Raw genomic sequence first — 21,845 nt, 5'->3', positions numbered from 1 at the left:
GAAATTCTGGCGCGCAGCGTAATATCCGCTGTTCTTATCCGGAGCCTCATTAAATTTACGAAGGAATATACAGCTTGTTAATTTTTTATATATTTATACTATTATATTCGTAATTTTGTTAAACTGTAGCACGCTAACGCTATAAACCGATTTAGAAAAAGTTGTTGAATTTTCTCCAACCGCAGCACCGTATATTTACAACCTGGGCTTTGGCGACCTGTGCCCGGACGGAACAATCGATGACGCTGTGATCTCCAACAACGGGGATATCATAAAAGTACTGGCAACCGTTGTACGCATCCTGAAGGCGTTTACCCTGCTAAGACCGGGTATCAAAATAATCTTTACCGGGAGCACCCCGGAACGCATGAGACTTTACCAGCGGATTTTGAAAATGTATTACGCGGAATTTACTAAAGAATTTAAGATTACCGGCCTTGTGAAAGCCGACCAGCTATATAATGAGCTGACTTTCAATCCTAAAATCGTTGCTTCATATTTGGCCTTTTTTGTCCAAAGAATTTATTAAATTTGTTATATGAGCACCATAAAAAATACGAAAAAAAACAGCCGGAAAAAACTGGTATTAAATGGCACCACGGTTTATGTAGAACGCATCGATCCTGCCGTTGACGGTTCCCTGTTTAGCGAAAAGCTAAAGAAGGTGAATGCCCTTTTACAAAAAACCATATTCCTTAAACAGCCCTGATTCTTTAAACCCGTTATTTGCTATCCTATGAATATCTCTTGCGCCGGTTCACAGATCTGTGTTGGGGGGAACAAGGCATCCCGAATGCTTTCGAGAGCAGGCATAGTAGGTCACTATGGCGAAAAATTTAACGCCGTCGCAGCCCAAAACAGCCATAATAAAGCCATTGAATGAATTTTAAACAGGCTCTTAAATCCCGGAGTTAAAATCAGTCCATCGGCGGCCATGCTGCTCCCGCGCTTCCCTGTATTTTTTCCGGGGAAACTGCTTTTTTATAGCAGAATACACTACATTTGCAGCCCGAAATAAAGTTCTTATCCGGATGTGGTGAAATTGGTAGACACGTCAGACTTAGGATCTGATGCCGCAAGGTGTGGGGGTTCGAGTCCCTTCATCCGGACGATACAAGTTTAAAGCTTGAGGTTTAATGTTAACAACCTTAAACCTGCCCGTCCGGTCAGGCGGGCTTTAAACTGTTAAACATTAAACAACACAAATGGCTACAATTACACAAGAAAAAATTGGCCCCCTTCACGAAAAGTTGAGCGTAAAGCTGGAAAAAACGGATTATTTACCCGGATTCGAAAAAGCACTAAAAGAATACAGCAAAAAAGCCAATATTCCCGGCTTCCGTCCCGGAAAAGTGCCCGCAGGTCTGATAAAGAAAATGTACGGGCCCTCCCTTTTTATGGACGAGGTGCTGCGGTCTGTTGATAAAGAAATTGTATCCTACCTGGATACCAATAAAGTAGATATTTTTGCCCAACCCCTTCCCCTGGAAAATGATCTGTCCAAACTGGATGTAAGTCAGCCCGGGGATTATGATTTTCATTTTGAAATAGGTCTGAAGCCCGATTTCAAAATGCTGGATCTGGCCAAAACGGATATTACCGGCTACAATATCGATATTACCGATGCCATGGTGACCGAGGAAGTAGAGCGCCTGCAAAACCGGTATGGTAATATGGAAGACAAAGAAACCGTGGAAGTAGACGACAACGTAGTCAATGTAACTTTTACTGAAACCGATGCCGATGGAAACGAGGTTGAAGAAGGCATTAAAAAAGACAACTCGCTGCTGGTGAAATACTTCGCTCCTGCGATTAGAAAAGAGCTGATGGGGAAAAAAGCGGAAGACAGCATCAACATCAAGCTGGGCGGGGCATTTGAAGAAAAAGAACTGGATTTTATTGCACAGGACCTGGGGCTGAACAAGGACGATGCCGGAACAAAGGACAAGACCTTTAAGCTTACCATCACAAAAGTTGGCCTTCTGGAAAAAAAGGAGCTGAACGAAGAGTTCTTTACCCAGCTGTATCCTGCAGGCGATGTAAAGACCGAAGAGGATTTCAAAGCACGGATCAAAGACGAGATCTATAATTACTGGGCTTCACAGAGCCGCAACCAGATCCATGACCAGTTGTTCCATAAGCTGGTGGATGATACCAGCATTGAATTTCCCGAAGCCTTCCTGAAGAACTGGCTGACCACGCAAAACAACCAGGCACAGGAAGGTGAAGACAAACAGCCCGTAAAAACATCCGAGGAGATCGAAGCAGAAATGCCTTCGTTCCTGAACCAGCTGAAGTGGACGCTGATCACGGAAAAGATCGTTACCGACAACAATCTCCAGGTAGCGCCCGACGAGATCCGCAATTTTGCCAAACAGCAGCTGTTCCAATACATGGGTGGTGCCATGGGGGCCACAGATGATCAGTCCTGGGTAAATGATTATATTGACCGGATGATGCGGGACCGCAAATATGTGGACGACGCATACAACCGCCTGCAATCCCAAAAGGTATTTGAATGGGCCGAAACAAAGATCAAACCTAAAGCAACCTCCATCAGCGTGGAAGACTTTTCCAAAATGGTCAGTGAGCACCAGCATCATCACCATTAACCGATACAAGAAGTTTAAGAAGCCGTTCTCAAAAGGAACGGCTTCTTTCGTATTTTTAAACTGGTATGAATCGTCTGACCAGTAAACTACAGTTCCGGGATTTTGAAAAAGGCGAATTCACGGGGATCGCTGCGCGTTACCTCCGGGAAACGATGGCGCTGATCCATCAGTATCCCTGGACAGATCAAAGGCTTCATTTTGTTGTGGGGCATACAGGGCCCGGAATGGTGGTGCAGGATGACCGGGGTAACTATCTGAAACTGGCACTCTTTTACAACAACAAATATATTACATATTATTGCAATTCGGCCGGACAGCTTTACCAGCAAACTCTTGAGAAACCGGAGGATGTCGCGGGTGCGCTTACAACATTCTTTGCGTTATCCGATAACCCGCCTGAAGGCTTTCATCTTCAAAAAAACTTCTTTCGAAATACAAAGGAACACTTTCAAACCAGGGACTTCCGTTATTCGGTACAGGACCTGAGCTTTTGGCAGATGATCTCCAGGGGCAGCACCCTGTTTTATATTTTTATCTGGATATTTTTTATCGGAACTATTTTCCCCGATATTCGGAATTACGATAGCACGGGCACACAGGTCTTTTTATTCGTGTTCTTCTTTATTCTTTTTTCATTGGGCGGAGGCCTCAACCTTCTTTTGCTTTACAGGTATTATCGCACAGATAAAAACACGGTGATCATATGCTCCAAAGGTCTGCCGGACTTTTATTTTGGAACAGCAGAACAACAAACCAGATATAAAAAGCAGGACATCCTTAAAATTGAGCTAAAAGGGCAACCAAACACGCGCAGCCCCATCCGCGATTTTGCGGTATACAAGATCTATATGACCAATGGCACCGTGCTTCCGTTTACCAGCATCCTGATCCCCCCGGATCAGCTACGGGAGAAGATGCACGGTATACCGGTTGAAGCGGTACAACGGTTTGCATGGCCCTCTTCTGAAGCCATATAAATAACCGGTGGCCGTATTTGCGCGCCGCCGTCAGCCATTTGCTATGGGTTGCATTTCCTGTGAGGCGATGCTAAAGCCGCGCTTCGTTCAGCCGCTCTATAGGATTCAGCACGTATGTAAGTACGCGGCTGTCTTCCAGCAGCTCCACTACCCGGAACCCCCTGTACGAGGTGCCCCAGTTACCACCCACATGCGCATCAAAAACAAAGGGGATATCGAGCTTCTTTTTGATACCGTCCTCATCATGATCATGCCCGTTGAAGACGGCTCTTACATTCTTATAGCGTTTCAGCAATGCCAGGAACTCGGGGCAGTCGATCCCATGTGTGGTTAATTTGGCGGGATTGATATGGACGATCACAAAAAGGTTCCGGGCCTTCTTATGCTGCTCCAGCTTTTGCTCCATCCATTGCAGGTCCGGACAGATATATTCCCCTTTTTCATTGGAGGTAGTACCCGCCAGGAACACGGTACCATTCACCACAAAATCATAATTCACCGGCTGGTTCCAGATACGCTCCCAGTGTTCCGGCGTAACCATATCGTGATTTCCCGGCGTTACATAGTACTTCATTTTCAGCCGCTCAATATGTTGCTTTGCCGCCGGGTAATGCACGGGATCATTGTGCACAATATCGCCATTGAGCATGCAGAAATCAAAAGGAACTTTGGCATGTTCCCCGTTGATCCGTGTTACCGCGTTTTTTAAAAAAACGTCATAATCCGTGCCTGGTTGCCCGTAATGCAGATCGGAAGCAATGGCAAAACGCAGCCGCTTTTTCTTTTTCAGCAGTTCATTCACCTGCTCTTCCGCCCGCACAACGTTTCCATTTGCCAGCAGTAAAAACGCCGGTGCCGCTATTTTAAGAAAGTCTTTCCGTTTCATTTTTCAGGATTTGGTTAAAGTTATTTCAATTTTAAGAATTAAACGGCAGTCTTTCCATCAAGAAATCGTTACCAAAATAACCGGATACCCCGGTCAACATGTATATATGACGAATTTACCGGGTCCAAATCAGCCAACTTGACATTTAAAACCCCTATTTTGTAAATGGAGAAATATTTGATTACTTTTAAAAACTGTTTGTTAATGACCGGAGTATAAAAGCAGCCGGGCAAAATAACAGTGATCTACTTAAACTTGTAACACAGGATAATTATGACTTATAACTCAGAATTTGAAAAATATGCGGTAAAGCACCGGGGTATTTCAAGCAATACCCTGCACAGCTATGGTAATCATCTGGTAACGGCATTAACGCCCAATATCATTGAAGAACGGCCCATGAATGTAGCGGTTATGGACGTGTACAGCCGGCTGATGATGGACCGCATCATCTTCCTCGGCTATCCCGTCAATGATGAAGTGGCCAATATCGTAACCGCCCAGCTGCTGTTCCTCGACAGTACGGATCGCGTCCGGGACATCAATATGTATATCAACAGCCCGGGTGGTAGTGTTTACGCCGGCTTAGGTGTTTATGACACCATGCAGTACGTGACCCCTGATGTGGCCACCATCTGTATTGGTATGGCGGCCTCCATGTCCTGCGTGCTCCTCGGGGCAGGAACCCACGGTAAAAGGGCGGCCTTAAAGCATGCCCGCATTATGATGCACCAGCCAAGCGGTGGTATCGGGGGGCAGGCCAGCGATATCGAGATCACGGTGAACGAAATCCGCAAACTGAAAAAAGAATTGTATGAAATCGTGAACCATCATACCGACAGGTCCATTGAACAGATCGAAAAAGATTTTGAACGGGATAAATGGATGACCGCTATCGAAGCAAAAGAATATGGCTTTGTGGATGAAGTACTATTGGTGAATAAGAAAAAAAAGTAGGACAGTTAACAAGTTGAAAAGTTTACAGCATGATTTTTATGGCTGCTTAGACGGATCAACGGATCAACGGATCAACTTATCAACTAAAAAAATAAAACATGATATCCAATTTAAATGAAGATAAATGGCTAAAACCATTTCGTTTTGATGGTGATGGTGAAGGCGAAGAAGAGGAGCCTAAAGAAGCCGCAGACAAAAGAGACGACCTGATGATGCTGAACAAACGCCTGGAAAGGCTGTTCTTTGATAAGAGAGCGGTGTACCTGTGGGGTGTGGTGGACGACAAAAGCGCGCGGGAGGTCACCACCAAATTGTTGTTGCTGGATGCCGACAAGCCGGGCGAAGAGATCCGGTTTTACATCAACAGTCCGGGTGGAGTGGTTACCAGCGGAATGGTCATTTATGACACCATGAAGATGATCAAGAGCCCGGTAAGTACCATTTGTATGGGACTGGCCGCGTCCATGGGCAGCATCCTCCTCAGCGGTGGCGAAAAAGGAAAACGCTATATTTATCCCCACGGAGAGGTGATGATCCATCAGCCTTCCCTTGGCGGATTCATTCGCGGAGTGAGCAGTGATCTGGAGATACAAGCAAAACAGACTCAGCGGGTTAAAATGATCGGGGCACAGATACTGGCAGAAAATTGCGGTAAAACCGTGGATGATATCCTGCGCGATTTTGATCGCGATTACTGGATGGACGCAGAAGAGGCCCTTGCCTATGGAATTGCAGACCAGATTGTGGATCAGCTGTAAACGTATCGCAAAAAGAAAGAATAAAATCATAAAAACAGGAAAATCGCTGTAATCACAGCGATTTTTTTAACTTTGCACCTTAATCTTTAATAATCGGACTATGCCGGATAATGTGTTAAAATGTTCGTTTTGCGGAAGGAACCGGGATGAAGTAGAAATACTCATCGCCGGGCAGGACGGCCATATTTGCGAAAACTGTGTGGAACACGCACAGGAAATTATTAACCAGGAGCTCCATTTCAGGGAAGACACCAAAAGTGTCAGTGGATTCAATCAGTCCATCCGGAAGCCCATGGAGATCAAAACCTTCCTGGACGACTATGTAATCGGCCAGAACGACGCCAAAAAAGTGCTGGCTGTGGCCGTTTACAATCATTACAAAAGATTGAAGCAAAAGAACCGGGACCTTGATACTCATAACGATGTCGAAATAGAGAAAAGCAATATCATCATGGTGGGCGAAACCGGTACGGGAAAAACCCTGCTGGCCCGGAGCATTGCTAAAATGCTGAATGTTCCTTTTGCAATCGTGGACGCCACGGTATTTACCGAAGCCGGCTACGTGGGCGAAGACGTGGAAAGTATTCTGACCCGCCTGCTGCAGGTATGCAATTATGATGTGGAAGCGGCCGAGCGCGGCATTGTTTATATCGATGAGCTGGACAAAGTGGCCCGTAAAAGCGATAACCCCAGCATTACGCGGGATGTAAGCGGTGAAGGGGTGCAACAGGGCCTCCTGAAGTTGCTGGAAGGTACGGACGTGCTGGTGCCCCCGCAGGGAGGACGCAAACACCCCGATCAGAAACTGATAAAGGTAAACACGCAAAATATCCTCTTTATCTGCGGCGGTGCCTTTGACGGGGTGGACAAGATCATTGCCCGCAGGGTGCAAACCAATACCATCGGGTTTAACGTAGATAAGGACGAGCAGGAAGATATGAAGAAGAACCTGCTGCGTTTTGTGAATGCACAGGACCTGAAGACCTTTGGGCTGATCCCCGAGCTGCTGGGACGTTTGCCGGTGGTAACCCACCTGGATCCGCTGGATGCCAGCACGCTGCGTGCGATCCTGACAGAACCCAAGAACGCCCTGATGAAACAGTACAATAAGCTGTTTGAACTGGAGGGAATTGAGCTGAAAATAGAACCTGCTGTCCTGGACTTCATGGTTGATAAAGCGGTGGAATATAAATTAGGAGCACGGGGACTGCGCAGCATTTGCGAAAGCATTTTAACCGATGCCATGTACGAGCTGCCCTCTGCTTCGGAAACACAGTTCACGCTTACCCGGGAATACGCACGGCGTAAGTTCGATAAGAGCAAAATGGGCCTTGTAAAGGCAGCATAGCAGTTTATCCGCCTCTGCGGGTATATGTACTGACATATATTTTAACGGATCCCGGCCGCCTTTGGTGACCGGGATTTTCGTAATGTATGGATCGTGAAGTTTAGCAATGTGGCCTGCTCCACAGATGCTGCTATTCATTAAAAGGCTTCCTGCTTTTAAGGCCTTCAAAGACCTGTACATTGTACGCCCGAACGATTTTTTTTGCGGGATATAGGGTCTTTCTTATCTTGCTGCTTCATATAAAACCGTTCATATGCAGGAATTAATCGACAAACTAAAGGCAGAAGCCAATCTCAACGATGATCAGGCACTGAAGGCTGTTGAAGCCGTTAAAAATTACATCATCGAAAAGTTCCCGATGCTGGAAGGAGCTGTAGCCAACCTGTTTGGGCAATCCTGATCCTTTTAATATAGCAAAGACAATTAATACCGGTTCCGTCAGTTAGTGTAAAACCGGTAATTCTCTTTTGTGATGATGTCGATGGGCATAAAGCATTGCTTCTCTACATCCGCCCCTTTGATCAGTTTATTGTACAGGGCCAATATGCCCCGGTAGGCTTGTTCTCTCGGCTTTTGCGAGATGAGAAAGTCGATCGTGCCCTCTTCCAGGTGACGGATATTCCGGTCGATCATGTCAAACCCGATCAGCCGGATATGTTCCATCCCCCTTTCCTCCAGGAACCGCGCCACATAAAATACCCTCGAATTGGTTACAAAGATCAGGTCTATTTTATGCGTGTTCAGCAAGGCAGTCAATTCTTTTTTTATAGAGGGATAATCTGTTTTCTGGATATCGGTCTTAAGGATCTTTACCTTGTTGCGTCCTTCAAAATAGGCCCGGAAGCCTTCTTCCTTTTTTAACAGATAGTAGTAGCTGTCCGGGATCCTGGAGATATTCACCACGAGACATGTACTCTTTTCCCCGCCGATAAAATCTGCAAGCTGCCCTCCCAGGTATCCGCTCTGATAGAGATGCGGTCCGATATAGCTCAGGTTCTCCTGCCCGGGCACATCCGAATTGATATAAACAAAGGGGATCTGCTTGTCTGCCAGTTGCCGGGAAAACGTTTCTGCATCGTTTGCAAAATGAGGCGCCAGCAAAACCCCGTCTGCCTTATTCCGCAGGATCTTCCTGGCCTGGCGCACAAAGCTCTGCGCATCATTCAGATCAAAAAAATACTTTTCTACTGCAATACCAAACTGGCGGATCTCGTTTTCTGCCTCGTCAATCCCATCCAGGGGAGCCTGCCAATAGGTGGTCTCTTTGGAAACAGCAGGGATCAGCGCCGCCAGCTTTAATGTTTTCCGCGTAGCCAGGGTCCGCGCAAGGATATTGGGCTGGTAGTTATATTTCCGGATGACCGCCCTGATCTTTTTTTCCGTTGCGGGCGAAACTCCCGGCCGGTTGTGCAATACCCGGTCCACTGTTGCAATGGATACATTCGTCATTTTTGCAATCTCCTTAACACCAATACGTCCGGCTGGCTTCATCTGATTTGAATTTTACCACCAAATATACCGTTAATTTATATTTCCCGGCCCTGCCGCAGGGTAAATGCACCTATTGTGTGGCCGCTGAGGTGCCGGCTATTTTTTTTAAGCAGCTGCTGATGCCCGCCTGACCTATTCAGGCAGGCACTGATCATCTTTAACTTTAATGATAAAAATATGCCTTGTACAGCAGCTGCGGTCTATCTGCGCACCTGCAGCATCCCAAACTTCACGTACAGCCGGTCTATGCAGATTGACCGGCACTGAATATCACGGTTCCGCCAACAATGGTTTTGCGCACCAGAATATCTTCATCAAAGATGACGATATCAGCATCCTTTCCTTTCTCCAGGGAACCCTTTGAAGCCGATACGTTCATAATAACCGCAGGGGTCTGGGTCATCATCCGCACGGCCTCTTCCAAAGGCACTTCCGCCAGCTGCATCATATTCCGCACCAGCAGATCGCAGGTGGCAATGCTTCCGGCAAAAGCAGAATGGTCCGGCAATTTAGCAACCCCGTCTTCAACGATCACTTTTAACCCATCCTTACGGCTACCCAGCATGCTTTCTGTTACCCGTGTACCTGCCGCCCTCATGGCGTCGGTAATCAGGGCGATCCGGTCTGCACCTTTGATCCGGTAAGCCAGCTTCAGCAGCGGTGCGGGCAGATGCCGGCCATCTGCGATCAGCTCTACAAACATATCTTCCAGAAGGTAGGCGCTCTCCACAACCCCGGCATACCGGAATGCGTTCCGCCGGGTAACACCACTCATGGCGGAGTACAGGTGTGTGGCCAGTGTATAGCCTGCCTGGTGGTATGCTGCCGCCACCTCCTCGTAAATAGCATCGGTATGTGCGATCGCGGGCAGGATCTGTTTGGACCGCAGATACTTTCCGAATGCGATGGCTCCCGGCAGCTCCGGCGCTGCGCTCCACCGCCTGATAACATGGGTGGATGCGATCAATGCTTTGTACTCCTGCTCATCGGGGTTGCGGATGTAACGCGGGTCCTGGGCACCCCGCTGGTTCATGGCAAAATAAGGCCCCTCAATGTGCAGACCGATGAACCGGGCGCCGTTATAGTCTGCCCCCGCCACCTGCTCATAAGCACGTATGGTTGCCGCCAGGTCTTCCGCGCCGCAGCTCAGCGTGGTGGGGTTCATGGCAGTGGTGCCCTGCCGGGCATGCGTTGCAGCGATCTGCATGTACTCCCCCACCTGGTTATCCATAAAATCATACCCACCCCCGCCATGTACATGAATATCAATAAAGCCCGGAGACACATAGGCACCTCCGGCATCAATTTCGATGCAGGGGTCCATCTCCTCGTGGCTTGTGGTAATTGCGGCGATCTTGCCATCAATGCAGTACAGGGTATGCCCTTTCAGGATGCCCCGGGGCGTTATGATCTTACCGTTTATAATCTTTAGGTGCTTTTGCATAATGCCAACGTCTTATTTTATGTCCATAGAACGCATAAAAGATCAGGTATATGAAGCAGGGAATCAGTATCCAGTATGCGGCCTTCAGCCCGATCGTTTCTGCAAAATATCCATAGAGCACCGGCATGAGTGCATTTCCCACCAGCCCCATGATCAGCACTGCGGCGCCTACTTTTGTAAACCGGCCCAGGCCCTCGATTGCCAGGGGCCATATGCCGGCCCATATGAGCGAGTTGGCAAAACCGAGCGCCGCCAGGAACCAGATAGAACTATCCGCGGTGTACCCCAGCAACTGTACCCGTCCACCGGTAAAAACCACCAGCAGCGAAAGTACAAACCCCAGCAGGGTACAACATTTCAACGCCGTTTTCTGGCTGAAGATCTTCGGGATACACAGGATGCCGATCCCATAACCGATCATGGTCGCAAAAAGGGTGTACGAAGGAAACCGCTTGGCCGCCACCAGGTCGATCCCCATCGAGCCTGCATAACTGATAATGGTATCAATGGAAAGGATCTGGGCACCCACATGCACAAATATCGCAATGGCTCCCAGTATCAGGTGCGGGAATTGGAGGATCGAGCGCTTTCCTGAATTTGCCGCTCTTACGGCTGCCGATTCCTGCGCCGTATTGATCTCCGGCAGCGGAGAATACCGCACCAGCAGGCCCAGCAGGAACAAGCCGGCACCCACAACGGCATAGGGCCCGATCACCCGGCGGATCAGCTCATCCAGCGCCGCGTTCTTCTGTACTTCCATCATGCCCGGCAATTGCTGAAACAATTGGGCGTCTTCGGGTTTTAACACTACTGCGGCAAAGACCAGGGGCGCAATGATACCGGCAAACTTATTACAAACCCCCATGATGCTGATGCGCTGCGCCGCCCGCTCAATTGGCCCCAGGATGGTCACATAAGGGTTCACCGCCGTTTGCAGAACCGAAAGTCCTGTCCCGATCAGGAAAAGGCCACAAAGGAAGACGCCGTAAGTGCGGGTTTGGGCGGCGGGAATAAAAACAAAGGCCCCCAGCGCCATGATCCACAAGGCAACCATGATGCCCTTTTTAAACCCGATCCTGTTCAAGAGAAGACCGGCAGGAAGCGAGATAAAGAAATAGGAAATATAAAACACCAGCGCCACGAAATAAGACTCAAAATGCGTAAGCTCGCAGGCGATCTTAAAATAAGGGATGAGAATGGCGTTCACCCAGGAAACAGCGCCGATGATCAAAAACAGCGCTCCTACGATCACCAGCGGGGTAACCGCTTTTTTCCGGTCCCGATAATCCTGATCATTCATTTCATGCAATATTTTTGCCGTTGCCGGCATTCAAAAAAAAACATACGGTAGGATACAACAATCCGGCATCAAGATCTCCTATGCACCAGCCGGGGGCACAGCCTCAGGAATACCACCGGATGGCAAACACCGTTAACGTTACCGAAAATAACCTGTTTGGAGCAAACGTCCAAAAAAACAGGTCCGGATGCATGCTAAATCTCCAGCCGCTGATGCGCAAATATGCTTAAAGATACGCCGACCTGTTACGGCCTTCCATTTGCAGATCTCCTCGCTTTTTGGTATCTTCCGGTAAAGAAACAATCCGTTCCAGCATGGCACTCCAGGATCCCCGGCATGATATATATATTGCTAAAGCACTGCCTTTTGCCCAACCCATACTGAAGCATATACGGATGCTGGTGCGCCAGACCTGTCCAAAGGTTGAAGAAACGATGAAATGGTCGTTCCCGCATTTTTCCTATAAGGGAAAGATCCTGTGCAGCATGGCGGCATTTAAGCAACATGCATCTCTCGGCTTCTGGCTGGGCGATGCGATCCGGTCGCTGAAACCTTACCAGGTCCTTGAAGGTGATGATAAAGCCATGGGGCAGCTGGGCAAACTGACCTCAGTGAACGACCTCCCCAAAGACAAGGCGCTCACCGACATTATAAAAGAAGCCATGACGTTGATCGACGAGGGCTTCATCCTGAAAAAAGCCCCGACATCCCTGCGGGCAGCACTGCCGGTACCCGATTATTTTGCAAAAGCACTATCCGGGAACAAAAAAGCCCGGATGAATTTTGAAAAGTTCCCGCCTTCGCACCGCAAAGAATACATCCAGTGGATCACCGGGGCCAAAACGGCCGCCACCCGCGAAAAAAGGATGGCCACGGCACTGGAATGGATCGCCGAAGGCAAAGGACGGCACTGGAAATACGAGCAGAAAAAATAAGCGACCGATTCCAAAACTCATCCCGGGTTATTTCCCGGCCAACACCTCCGGCAGGTGTTTCATCATATCTTCGGTCATGGCAGCAAGATCGTACTCATGTTTCCAACCCCAGTCGTTAAAGGCAACCGTATCATCAATGCTTTGGGGCCAGCTGTTGGCGATCTCCTGGCGGTAATCCGGCTCATAGGTCATCTCAAAATCCGGCATATGCTTTTGGATCTCCGCCGCAATTTCCTTTGGTGAAAAGCTGATGCCCGCCACATTGTAGGAGGTCCGTATGGAGATCTTTTCCGCCGGGGCTTCCATCAGCTCAATGGTAGCCCGGATGGCGTCCGGCATGTACATCATGGGCAGGTAGGTATCTTCACTCAAAAAGCTCGTGTATCTTTGCTCTTCGAGCGCGTCGTGAAAAATCTCGACAGCATAATCCGTCGTACCGCCGCCCGGGGCCGATTTATAAGAGATCAGACCGGGGTAACGGATGCTCCGCACATCCACCCCGTATTTCATATTATAATAATTGCACCAGAACTCTCCCGCATATTTGCTGATCCCATATACGGTGGTCGGTTCAATGATCGTTTGCTGGGGACAATATTGCTTGGGTGATGTAGGCCCGAAAACGGCAATGGATGAAGGCCAGTACACTTTGCTGATATGCTCTTCGCGTGCAATGTCCAGCACATTTAAAAGACCCTGCATATTCAAATGCCAGGCCAGACCCGGATTTTTTTCGCCGGTGGCAGAGAGGATGGCGGCCAGCAGATAGATCTGGGTAATGTTCTGGCGGATGACCTGTACATGCAGCATTTCTTTGTTCATCACATCCAGGCTTACATAGGGACCGTAACCTTTTAACAGGGGGTTCTCCTCCCTCAGATCGGAGGCCACCACGTTGCTATTTCCATAAATTTCCCTTAAGGCCATCGTTAGTTCTACCCCGATCTGACCGGAAGCTCCAATCACCAGGATCTTTTCTTTTGTCATGCAGCAATATTTTTAGAATGCAAATATACTGGCAGATCCGTCAGGATGCTGATACTGCGCAATCGTTTGAAATAGCATTTTTTTTGTGCAAAAAACCCTGCGCAACGGCATAAAGCGATCATCTGCCACCCAAAAACCCGTTTGGTCAAACGCCCTGTTACCGGTTATATTTGCAGTTATGGAACAATTTTTAACGGATCTTTTTGCGGGCCAGCAATACGAAGCCGGCAACTTTTTTTTACTGGCGGGGCCCTGTGTGGCCGAAAGTGAACCGCTGGTAATGGAAGTGGCTGAAAAGGTCTCGGGTATTTGCAGGAACCTGGGTATTCCTTATGTATTTAAATCTTCCTACAGAAAAGCAAACCGGACCAGCGGAGATTCCTTTACCGGTATCGGCGACGAAGTCGCATTGAAACTGCTGAAACAGGTAAAGGACCGGTATCAGATACCTACTGTCAGCGATATTCATGCGCATGAAGAAGCCGCCATTGCCGCGGAATACGTAGATATGCTGCAGATACCGGCCTTTTTAAGCCGGCAAACGGACCTGCTCGAAGCTGCCGCCAAAACAGGAAAAGTGGTGAACATCAAGAAGGGGCAGTTCCTGAGCGGGCCTTCCATGAAGTTTGCAGCAGATAAGGTAAAACATGCCGGAAATGAAAAAGTGATCCTGACGGAGCGGGGAAACACGTTCGGCTACCAGGACCTGGTAGTGGATTTCCGGAACATTCCCTGGATGCGGGAGCACAACGTACCGGTGGTGATGGACTGCACCCATAGCCTGCAGCAGCCCAACCAGGCCGGCGGGGTTACGGGCGGCAACCCGGGGCTGATCGGCACTATTGCAAAGGCGGCCATTGCAACCGGGGCCGACGGCCTGTTTATTGAAACACATCCCAATCCCGCAGTTGCAAAGAGCGACGGGGCCAATATGCTGCAGCTGGATCACCTGGAGCCGCTGCTGGCACAGCTGATCAAAATCCGGAAAGCCATCACTTCTGCCTAAACAATCTTCTATGAAATTGAACCTGTCGTTACCCATCTGGACATTACTGACCCCCATCCTGGCCTGGATCGCCTATTTTACCATGGGATCAATGACGGGCACGCTTCCCCTCATAATCCTTTGTATGGTGCTGATCGCGGGCGTTCTGGCGGCCGTGCATCATGCCGAAGTAGTGGCCCACCGTGTAGGAGAGCCTTTCGGAACCATTATCCTGGCGCTGGCGGTAACCGTGATCGAGGTCTCTCTTTTGGTTTCCCTGATGTCGTCCGGGGGCACAAACACCGCTGCGCTGGCGCGGGACACCGTATTTGCCGCCATCATGATCATCCTTACCTTTATTATCGGTATCTGCATCCTGATCGGCAGCGCCAAATACCGGGAGCAATTCGTGACCAAACATTCGACTACATCGGCGCTGGTAGCGCTTACCGCCATCCTCGTTTTAACACTTGTATTGCCCAATTATACGGTAAGTCAGCCCGGCCCCCAATACACACAGCCGCAACTGATCTTTGCCGCGGTGGTCAGCCTGATCATCTATGCCAGCTTTATCATGATCCAGTCCATCCGCCACCGCGACTACTTTCTGCCCGCTGATGCGGAAGGCAAGGAGAATGAAAACATACATGCTGCACCTCCTTCCAACAAGACCACCATTACAAGCCTGGTACTCCTGATCGCCTGTCTGGGCGCTGTGGTATTGCTGGCAAAAATGCTTTCACCTTCAATAGAAGCAGGGGTCGCTTCCATTGGCGCGCCCAATTCGTTGGTGGGGATCATCATCGCCATGGTAGTGCTGTTGCCGGAATGCATTGCTGCCATTCAGGCGGCGCGCAGGAACCGGCTGCAGACCAGTATGAACCTGGCGCTGGGGTCGGCGCTGGCCAGCATCGGGCTTACCATCCCAGCGGTAGCCATTTATACCCTGTTCAGCCATACGCCTGTTTTATTGGGCATTGATACCACATCCGTAGTGTTGCTGATCCTTTCTATTTTTACCGTAATGCTGTCGCTGGTAACGGGCAAAACCAATATCCTGTACGGAGTGGTATTGCTGGTTATTTTTGCAGCTTATTTATTCCTGACCATTTTTCCTTAACAGGAGGTGTGTTATTGAGATTTGAGCGATCAGCCTTCAGCTTTTAGCTTTTAGCTTTTTAGTGCCCCGTTCGGGAGCGGATCTCACATCAGGCATAAAACCGGGCCCGACCTGTCCGTACGGCCATCAGCAGGCGCCCGTTCTCCTTTGACGCGGTTCTTTAAATAACAAACTCCATGCCTCCCGGCCGGCAGCCATCGCCACATCCCGCCAGGATGCATTTCCCGCATAAAGACCGGTCTATAAATGCCGCTCCTCAATTTTACTTTTCGCTTAAGCTGAGGGCTATGGTATCTCCTCAACCCATTTAAAATACGATACATATTTTTAATAAAACGGATACCATCCTTTTCCACCCTACCAGTATTGCTGAATGGAGGTTTTTTTGTTTTCCACCAGCGGCAGCAAGGCCTCCACAACAGCGGGGTTTTGCGCCGCAACGTTCTTTGTTTCGTAAGGATCTTTACGGTAGTCGTACAGTTCGATCAGCGGTGTTTCTTTCCGGTAATACTTTGTGAGGCGATAGCGGTCCGTGCGGACGCTGATCCCCCGGTTAAAATAGCTATAGGCTACCGATCCGCCGGTTTTGCCCGGCTGCTGAACAAGATCCGGGTAAAGCGACCGGCCGTCCAGCGTGTCTTCCGGTGCCAGCCGCGCCAGCTCCAGCAGGGTAGGATAAATATCTACCGACTGTGCGATCCGCTGTGAAGGTTTGCCCGCTGCAGGCATTCCCGGAACCCGGATAATGAGCGGACTGCGCAGGGCATATTCAGACAGGGTGTGCTTACCCCAAACCCGTTCGTCGCCCAGATGCCAGCCATGGTCGCCCCACAGCACCACGATCGTATTCTTATCGAGGCCTGCCTGCTTTAGCGCATCCAGTACCATTCCTACCTGTGCATCTACATAACTTACAGCGGCAAAATAGGCATGCCGCAATTTGCGCGCATAAGCGTCGGATACAGGGTCTTTCAGCGATGGTTTCTCCTCCCCCTTTTTATACTGGTTGAACTCATTGCTGTTATGAAGGCTCTTTGCATTGACAGACCCCGGAATATCCGGAGACGGTGAAAGAGGGATCCTGCTTTCCTCATACAGATCCCAGTATTTTTTGGGCGCTGTAAACGGCAGATGTGGTTTAAAGAAACCAACAGCAAGCAAAAAAGGTTTTGCCTGCCCGCTTAGCCTGGTTAGCTGCTCCACCGCCAGCCGGGCGGTAAGGCCGTCGGGATAGGCCGTATCCGCCACCTCCTTTTCCTCGTATGGACGCACCTGGTTTTTCATACTCTGCCGGTTGGCTCCTCCTGCATAGCCAAAAAAGGCATTCCACCCCGTTTGCCATTTGCCGGCGTTAAAATAAAAAGCATCCCAGCTATTGGGAAGTTCCGGATTGTCGGATACCGGCTGGTTATAGCCATATACTTTCCCATCCGGGGAATGGCTGATCTTGCCAATGCCCACCGTAAGGTACCCGTTCCTCCGGAACAATTCCACGAAAGACTCCGGTTGTTCCCCATCCGGCCTTCCCGCTGTAAATTTTTCAAATGCATCATTTCGCAGGGCCGCCGGTCTTTGCGGCAGGCGGCCGGTGAGCATTGAATAACGGGAAGCCCCGCAGGTAGGTACATTTACATAGTGGTTCAGGAACACCCGCCCCGCACGGGCCAGCTGATCAATATGCGGCGTTTTCATATAGCTTTTCCCATACGCGCCCAGCTCCGGCCGCAGGTCATCGATGGCGATCAGCAGGATGTTGGGCCGGCGGGCTTCCCCCTGCTGCCCGTGTACCGGGCCGGTCTGCAGCCCTAAAAAAAACAGGAAAAGGATGAGCCCTTTTTTCGCCCTGTTTGTAGGATATCTTTTCTTCATCTGGTTTGTTTATTATGGAATCCTTGTTGACGGAGGGCCAAGATAAGAAAATTTCATGCCGCCAAGATCGATCACGACTTTCTGGACCACCATCCCCGGATCTCCGCAGATGATCTTAAGCGTATGTTTACCCGGTTTATCGATGTAAAGCATGGACTCATTTACGGCGGCATTGCGCTGCACGTTTTCGGACCACCGCTGTGAATATTCAGAAGCAGAGGAAGACGGATACGCTACGGCACCATCATCGATACTGATCCCGTATTTTGTCTGTGCATTGGAAGACTCATGAAACCCAAAATCCCGGTTGGAGCTGAGGGGGAACAGCGGCAATACATAGGTATATACTTTTACCCTGCCGCGACCAAAAGTGTAAAAATCGTATTGCAGGTTGGGCGCATCGCTTCTTTTAGGATCCTGCATCGGTGCTACGGGATCGCCCATCATTACAGACCGGCCTTCATAGCCGAGGTCATCTACCTGCTGCATGCGGATGGCGCCATTTTCCACTTTTCGGTGGTATTGCGCTGCCGGTATGGACACGATGCCATTGTACTCCAGGAACAGCCCCTTCAGGCTATCTGCTGCCCATTGCTGCGGGTTCCATACCGATACGGCAACCGTACGGTGTTCATTTCCCGACCGGATCTCCACAAAGCCCTGAACACCGGTTCCTGCCGGCACCCGGTCCCAGTCTACAGATACCTGCACCCGCTCCTGCCGGTGCACGCTCCCGCGCGTTGTGCTCAGCCGGATCCAGGGCGCTCCTGTTTTCGCCGACCATTGCAGGGGCTTCCTGCCCGTATTGTACAGCTCTATAAAATGTGTCTTCTTAAAAAAGCGGCTAAAGGTAGGCAGATCGCTGCCGGAAGCTATAGCCCCCTCGGGCTTGATCTTCAATACGCCCTTTGCCGGCAGCAGGATCGAATCCAGGCGCGGCTTTTCAAAATAAGAAGCCGTAATACCCTGCCTCAATGACATAATGCGGTTCCATTTCCCGTTCAGCAAGGTATTGTATGTTCCTGTAAGCAGCCGCAGGCTATCGTATAATCTACCGGTTTCCCTCCTCAGATCACTGGAGGCCGCCCGTTCTTCCGCAACATACTGCCGTTGCAGCTGGGCAGTCAGCCACATCCGGTTCATCAGTCCCGCGCCTTTTACCGGGTAGTATAATAGTTGAAAAAAAGATGCTTTTTGTCCTTCCGGAAGCCGGGTCCAAACCTCTGCAGCCATTGCCTCCATGCGTTTACAGGTTTCCATCCGGTCCTCCGCCTCCCGGTAATGATCAAAGGAAAATTCCGTATCGGCAGGACGTTCCCGCGGATATTTGTTTACATTCCATTCATAACCCCAGCCCATGAATTCAGGCTTTCTTGAAAAAGCCAGCCGGTCGTAAATGGTCGTGATCGCCTTAAAGGTTTCAAAATAACGGGCGCCATAGATACCGCTCAGCCACCGCGCGCGGAACAGGGGCGCTGTCTCAAAATTAAAGTCATCGATACGATAAGCCATCGCCAGGAACTGCGTTACGGGAGCTTCGCAGGATTTGATATCACCGGCGTTGAGCAACCATAACCTGTCGGCACCGGTCTTATAGGCTTTACTCAATTCTTCATACATCAGGTTGGGAGGCGTGGAGCTCAGCCATAAATAATCATGCGGAGACCCCAGGTAGGAGGCGTGGTAATATACCCCCGACCGGCCGGAACGCTGCTGCTCTTCTTTATTGCTCAGCTGCTTCATATAGCCGTAATTGTCATCGGGCCATACAATGGTTACATCTTCCGGCAGCTCCAACCCGTTCCTGTAAATATCCAGCACTTCTTTATAGGGCGTAAACGCCTGTGGTATTTCGTCCAGCGGTTTATCAATATGTCTTTTTAAAATAGCCCGCTGGTCCTTTACCGCTTCCCCAACCAGGCGCACCCGTTCCTTCATACTGTAATTCCCTTCCATCTCCTTGTCGTGCATACCCCGCAGCGCTATCGTATATACATTTTCGTATGGTGAATTTTCCCGGACGCGTTTATCAAGCACTTTCAGGATGTTCTGCTTATTCGTTTGATAGTTCCATTCGCCCATTGTTTTTTTATCCCATTCGCTGGCATTGTTAAACAGCAGCGGCTCCGGGTGCACCGATCCCATTACAATTCCAAAAGAATCTGCTACCCGCTTATTTTCCGGATATTTATTAAAGGCGCCACTGGCTTCGTGCATAGCCGGGCAGAGATAATTGGCTTTTAGTCTCAGTAAAAGCTCAAAAACCCGTGCATAGGTTTTGGGGCCGATGTCTTTCAATTCAGGATCAAAGGTATGTTTGGCCCAGGGCAGCAATCCCCAGTCCTCATCGTTGATAAAAATGCCCCGGTATTTGACCGACGGCGGCTTTGAAACAAAGGGTCTTACCGTTATAAATAATTGCCGCCGTTCTTTCACCGGCACATCCGCCCACCAGTACCAGGGCGAAATCCCGATCGCTTCCGAAACGGACAGCAGCCCGTAAGCTGCGCCGCGCCGGTCGCTGCCGGCAATCACCAACGCTTTTTCCACACCTCTTACCGGCCGTTTCACCACTGCCACAGCATATTGTTCCCATCCATGTTCCATTTTAGCAACATCGATCTTTCCCTGCCGCACGAGCTCCCGGATCAGCGCGTTTCCGCTGACCGTGCCCACGATGATCCCGTTTTTAACCCGACCGTTAAATGCAGTTCCCAGGCGGATCCGCTGCCCTGTTACTTTATAAACATCTTCCGCAAACAACCCGGCCGTTTTGGCAACCGTTACCGCATCCCCGGCATCATAACAGAGCTGAACCGCACCTGCTCCTCCCAGCTGAAAAACATTATCGCCGGAGCTCCGGTCCGTCAGGGTTACCTGGGCATGCAGCAACTTCCCCGGCAATAGAAAAAACAGCACCGCCAACCCCGTTAGGATCGCCTTCCTGCTGCTCATTCTGCTATTCATCTTTTCCTCCAAAAACATTTTTAACGGCTTCAAGATATTTCATTTTATGCGTTACATCCGGTTCCAGGTAGCTTCCCTCAGTCCATTCGTTCCAGGAATTCAGGGTAATGATCCGTTTGGTTCGCGGGTGCGCATTTACGAATACCTTCGCCTGCTCCAGCGCCTTCCTGTATGCCTGGGGCGTATTGCCCGTTATTACCGGCGTACAGGGATAGCCCCGGTTCTTAAAGGTGCTGTCCGGATCGCAGCGCGGAGAAGCATCCCACCCCATAGAGACATTTGGAAAATAAGGCACGGGAAATGTTGCCACCGCTTTATCCGCATAGCTAAAATAATCTTTCCGGGCCTGCTCATAAGCTACCTCCGGAAAGCCGTTGAGAGCTATGTGGTGGATCCATGCATAGGAGGTAAACGAGTTAAAACCCAGCCCTTCGATGGCCTCCGGTGAAACCGGTTTTACAATGTTCAGGTGCAGGTCTTTAAAGCCTGCCCGGATCGTCTTTTTCCGGAAAGCCCGCAGCGCTTTTTCCGTGGCCTGCAAACTGCCAAAGCACTGGATCAGCTTATCCAGCTCATACACGGAAAAGTACGGAGCGCCATTGATCTGCCAGTAGGATGGATGTTTAAAATAATGATCAATGATATAATCGGTCATCACCTCCCAGGTAGCCGGCGTAATATTCCCTTTGTACATCACTTTGTACGGAGCTGCGATCCGCTTTGGAAAAAGATCCGTCCAGTCGTGGTTAGCCCACATCAGAGCAAATTTCACCCTGCGGTTGTTCGCCGCTTTCATGAAACCTTCTTCCAATCCCTGTTGTAAAAAAAGGCCGTCATCATAGTAATACCAGTCGTAAATAAACACATCGATCCCGAAGGATGCAGCCACATCGATCTTTTTTTTCATTACTTCCGGATCGGCTTCATCCTCATAGCCCCAAAGCGGCTTCTTGGGCTGATCGTGCCCGGCAAAGCGCGGGCGGGCCGCTTTCAGCAGCTCCCACTCCGTCCAGTTCTTTCCATGGTATGCTTCGTTTCTTTTATCTATATGATAATTGGGGAAATAATAGCAGGCAAGCGTATAGCCCGGAGAGGCGTCGTTTTGAGCGTACACCGCGCCCTGGCCATTTAAAAACCAAATGATCCATAACAATATTTTCCGGCATAACGCAACCGGCACCTGAAGGCTTCTTTTATACATGATCGCGC

At 49.7% G+C, this 21,845-nt stretch carries 18 protein-coding genes, 1 tRNA gene and 1 pseudogene; 12 read left to right on the top strand and 8 right to left on the bottom strand.

Translation table 11 applies throughout. The features are described from left to right. Positions 1-163 precede the first annotated feature (163 nt). The 5 genes and pseudogenes from B160_RS32490 to B160_RS0101220 all read left to right on the top strand — a co-directional run. A pseudogene (locus B160_RS32490) lies at positions 164-529 on the top strand (DUF6934 family protein); the annotation flags it as partial. A gap of 9 nt (positions 530-538) precedes the next feature. Further along, positions 539-709, top strand: a complete 171-nt coding sequence (locus tag B160_RS31475) for a hypothetical protein (protein ID WP_018626021.1) — start codon at positions 539-541, stop codon at positions 707-709. Between the two features lie 318 nt (positions 710-1,027). After that, positions 1,028-1,109, top strand: a tRNA-Leu gene (locus B160_RS0101230). Between the two features lie 96 nt (positions 1,110-1,205). Further along, positions 1,206-2,612 (top strand): trigger factor, encoded by a 1,407-nt coding sequence (tig, locus tag B160_RS0101225; protein ID WP_018626019.1) that lies wholly within the window; start codon positions 1,206-1,208, stop codon positions 2,610-2,612. Between the two features lie 65 nt (positions 2,613-2,677). Next, on the top strand, positions 2,678-3,589 hold the full coding sequence (locus B160_RS0101220) for a PH domain-containing protein (protein WP_018626018.1): 912 nt from the start codon (positions 2,678-2,680) through the stop codon (positions 3,587-3,589). 70 nt (positions 3,590-3,659) lie between these two features. On the opposite strand, the gene B160_RS0101215 is transcribed toward B160_RS0101220, so the two are convergent. Then, complete coding sequence (locus B160_RS0101215) at positions 3,660-4,475, bottom strand: metallophosphoesterase family protein (RefSeq protein WP_018626017.1); 816 nt, start codon at positions 4,473-4,475, stop codon at positions 3,660-3,662. Positions 4,476-4,748: 273 nt separating this feature from the next. Between B160_RS0101215 and B160_RS0101205 the strand changes: the two genes are divergently transcribed. The 4 genes from B160_RS0101205 to B160_RS31910 all read left to right on the top strand — a co-directional run bounded on the left by B160_RS0101205 (position 4,749) and on the right by B160_RS31910 (position 7,938). Continuing rightward, positions 4,749-5,432: a ClpP family protease gene (locus B160_RS0101205; protein ID WP_018626015.1), complete on the top strand. Its 684-nt coding sequence runs from the start codon at positions 4,749-4,751 to the stop codon at positions 5,430-5,432. A gap of 98 nt (positions 5,433-5,530) precedes the next feature. Then, the gene (locus B160_RS0101200; RefSeq protein WP_018626014.1) at positions 5,531-6,190 is read left to right on the top strand and encodes a ClpP family protease; all 660 of its coding nucleotides are present in this window, start codon (positions 5,531-5,533) and stop codon (positions 6,188-6,190) included. A 100-nt stretch (positions 6,191-6,290) separates the two neighbouring features. Further along, positions 6,291-7,538, top strand: a complete 1,248-nt coding sequence (gene clpX / locus B160_RS0101195; RefSeq protein ID WP_018626013.1) for an ATP-dependent Clp protease ATP-binding subunit ClpX — start codon at positions 6,291-6,293, stop codon at positions 7,536-7,538. Positions 7,539-7,791: 253 nt separating this feature from the next. Then, positions 7,792-7,938 carry a hypothetical protein gene (locus B160_RS31910; RefSeq protein WP_018626012.1) on the top strand — a complete coding sequence of 49 codons (147 nt, stop codon included), beginning with the start codon at positions 7,792-7,794 and terminating at the stop codon, positions 7,936-7,938. Positions 7,939-7,976: 38 nt separating this feature from the next. Here the strand turns inward: B160_RS31910 and B160_RS0101185 are convergent, their stop codons facing one another. The 3 genes from B160_RS0101185 to B160_RS28130 form a co-directional block, all read right to left on the bottom strand. After that, the gene (locus tag B160_RS0101185; RefSeq protein WP_018626011.1) at positions 7,977-9,029 is read right to left on the bottom strand and encodes a LacI family DNA-binding transcriptional regulator; all 1,053 of its coding nucleotides are present in this window, start codon (positions 9,027-9,029) and stop codon (positions 7,977-7,979) included. 244 nt (positions 9,030-9,273) lie between these two features. Then, entirely contained in the window at positions 9,274-10,473 is a 1,200-nt protein-coding gene (nagA, locus tag B160_RS0101175; RefSeq protein WP_018626009.1) for an N-acetylglucosamine-6-phosphate deacetylase, read from the bottom strand. Next, positions 10,442-11,773: a sugar MFS transporter gene (locus B160_RS28130; protein ID WP_018626007.1), complete on the bottom strand. Its 1,332-nt coding sequence runs from the start codon at positions 11,771-11,773 to the stop codon at positions 10,442-10,444. Before B160_RS28130 ends, nagA begins: the two co-directional genes overlap by 32 nt. Before the next feature lie 314 nt (positions 11,774-12,087). Between B160_RS28130 and B160_RS0101155 the strand changes: the two genes are divergently transcribed. Then, positions 12,088-12,708, top strand: coding sequence for a YdeI/OmpD-associated family protein (locus tag B160_RS0101155; protein ID WP_018626004.1), 621 nt, complete (start codon positions 12,088-12,090; stop codon positions 12,706-12,708). Between the two features lie 27 nt (positions 12,709-12,735). On the opposite strand, the gene B160_RS0101150 is transcribed toward B160_RS0101155, so the two are convergent. Further along, a complete protein-coding gene (locus tag B160_RS0101150; RefSeq protein WP_018626003.1) occupies positions 12,736-13,695 on the bottom strand; it encodes an NAD-dependent epimerase/dehydratase family protein in 960 nt (319 codons plus the stop codon). A 178-nt stretch (positions 13,696-13,873) separates the two neighbouring features. On the opposite strand from B160_RS0101150, the gene kdsA reads away from it, so the two are divergent. After that, on the top strand, positions 13,874-14,701 hold the full coding sequence (gene kdsA, locus B160_RS0101145; RefSeq protein WP_026309437.1) for a 3-deoxy-8-phosphooctulonate synthase: 828 nt from the start codon (positions 13,874-13,876) through the stop codon (positions 14,699-14,701). Between the two features lie 10 nt (positions 14,702-14,711). Then, positions 14,712-15,800: a calcium:cation antiporter gene (locus B160_RS0101140; protein ID WP_018626001.1), complete on the top strand. Its 1,089-nt coding sequence runs from the start codon at positions 14,712-14,714 to the stop codon at positions 15,798-15,800. Positions 15,801-16,157: 357 nt separating this feature from the next. Here B160_RS0101140 and B160_RS0101135 read toward each other — a convergent pair whose 3' ends face one another. The 3 genes from B160_RS0101135 to B160_RS28125 are packed head-to-tail and all read right to left on the bottom strand — an operon-like array spanning position 16,158 to position 21,837. Next, positions 16,158-17,669 (bottom strand): sulfatase, encoded by a 1,512-nt coding sequence (locus B160_RS0101135; protein WP_018626000.1) that lies wholly within the window; start codon positions 17,667-17,669, stop codon positions 16,158-16,160. Positions 17,670-17,681: 12 nt separating this feature from the next. Next, complete coding sequence (locus B160_RS0101130; protein ID WP_211218027.1) at positions 17,682-20,669, bottom strand: glycosyl hydrolase 115 family protein; 2,988 nt, start codon at positions 20,667-20,669, stop codon at positions 17,682-17,684. Then, positions 20,629-21,837 (bottom strand): glycosyltransferase WbsX family protein, encoded by a 1,209-nt coding sequence (locus tag B160_RS28125; RefSeq protein WP_018625998.1) that lies wholly within the window; start codon positions 21,835-21,837, stop codon positions 20,629-20,631. Before B160_RS28125 ends, B160_RS0101130 begins: the two co-directional genes overlap by 41 nt. Positions 21,838-21,845 lie beyond the last annotated feature (8 nt).

It is taken from the genome of Niabella aurantiaca DSM 17617, assembly GCF_000374125.1.
Classification (GTDB): domain Bacteria; phylum Bacteroidota; class Bacteroidia; order Chitinophagales; family Chitinophagaceae; genus Niabella; species Niabella aurantiaca.
This window is presented reverse-complemented; position numbering and strand designations above follow the sequence as displayed.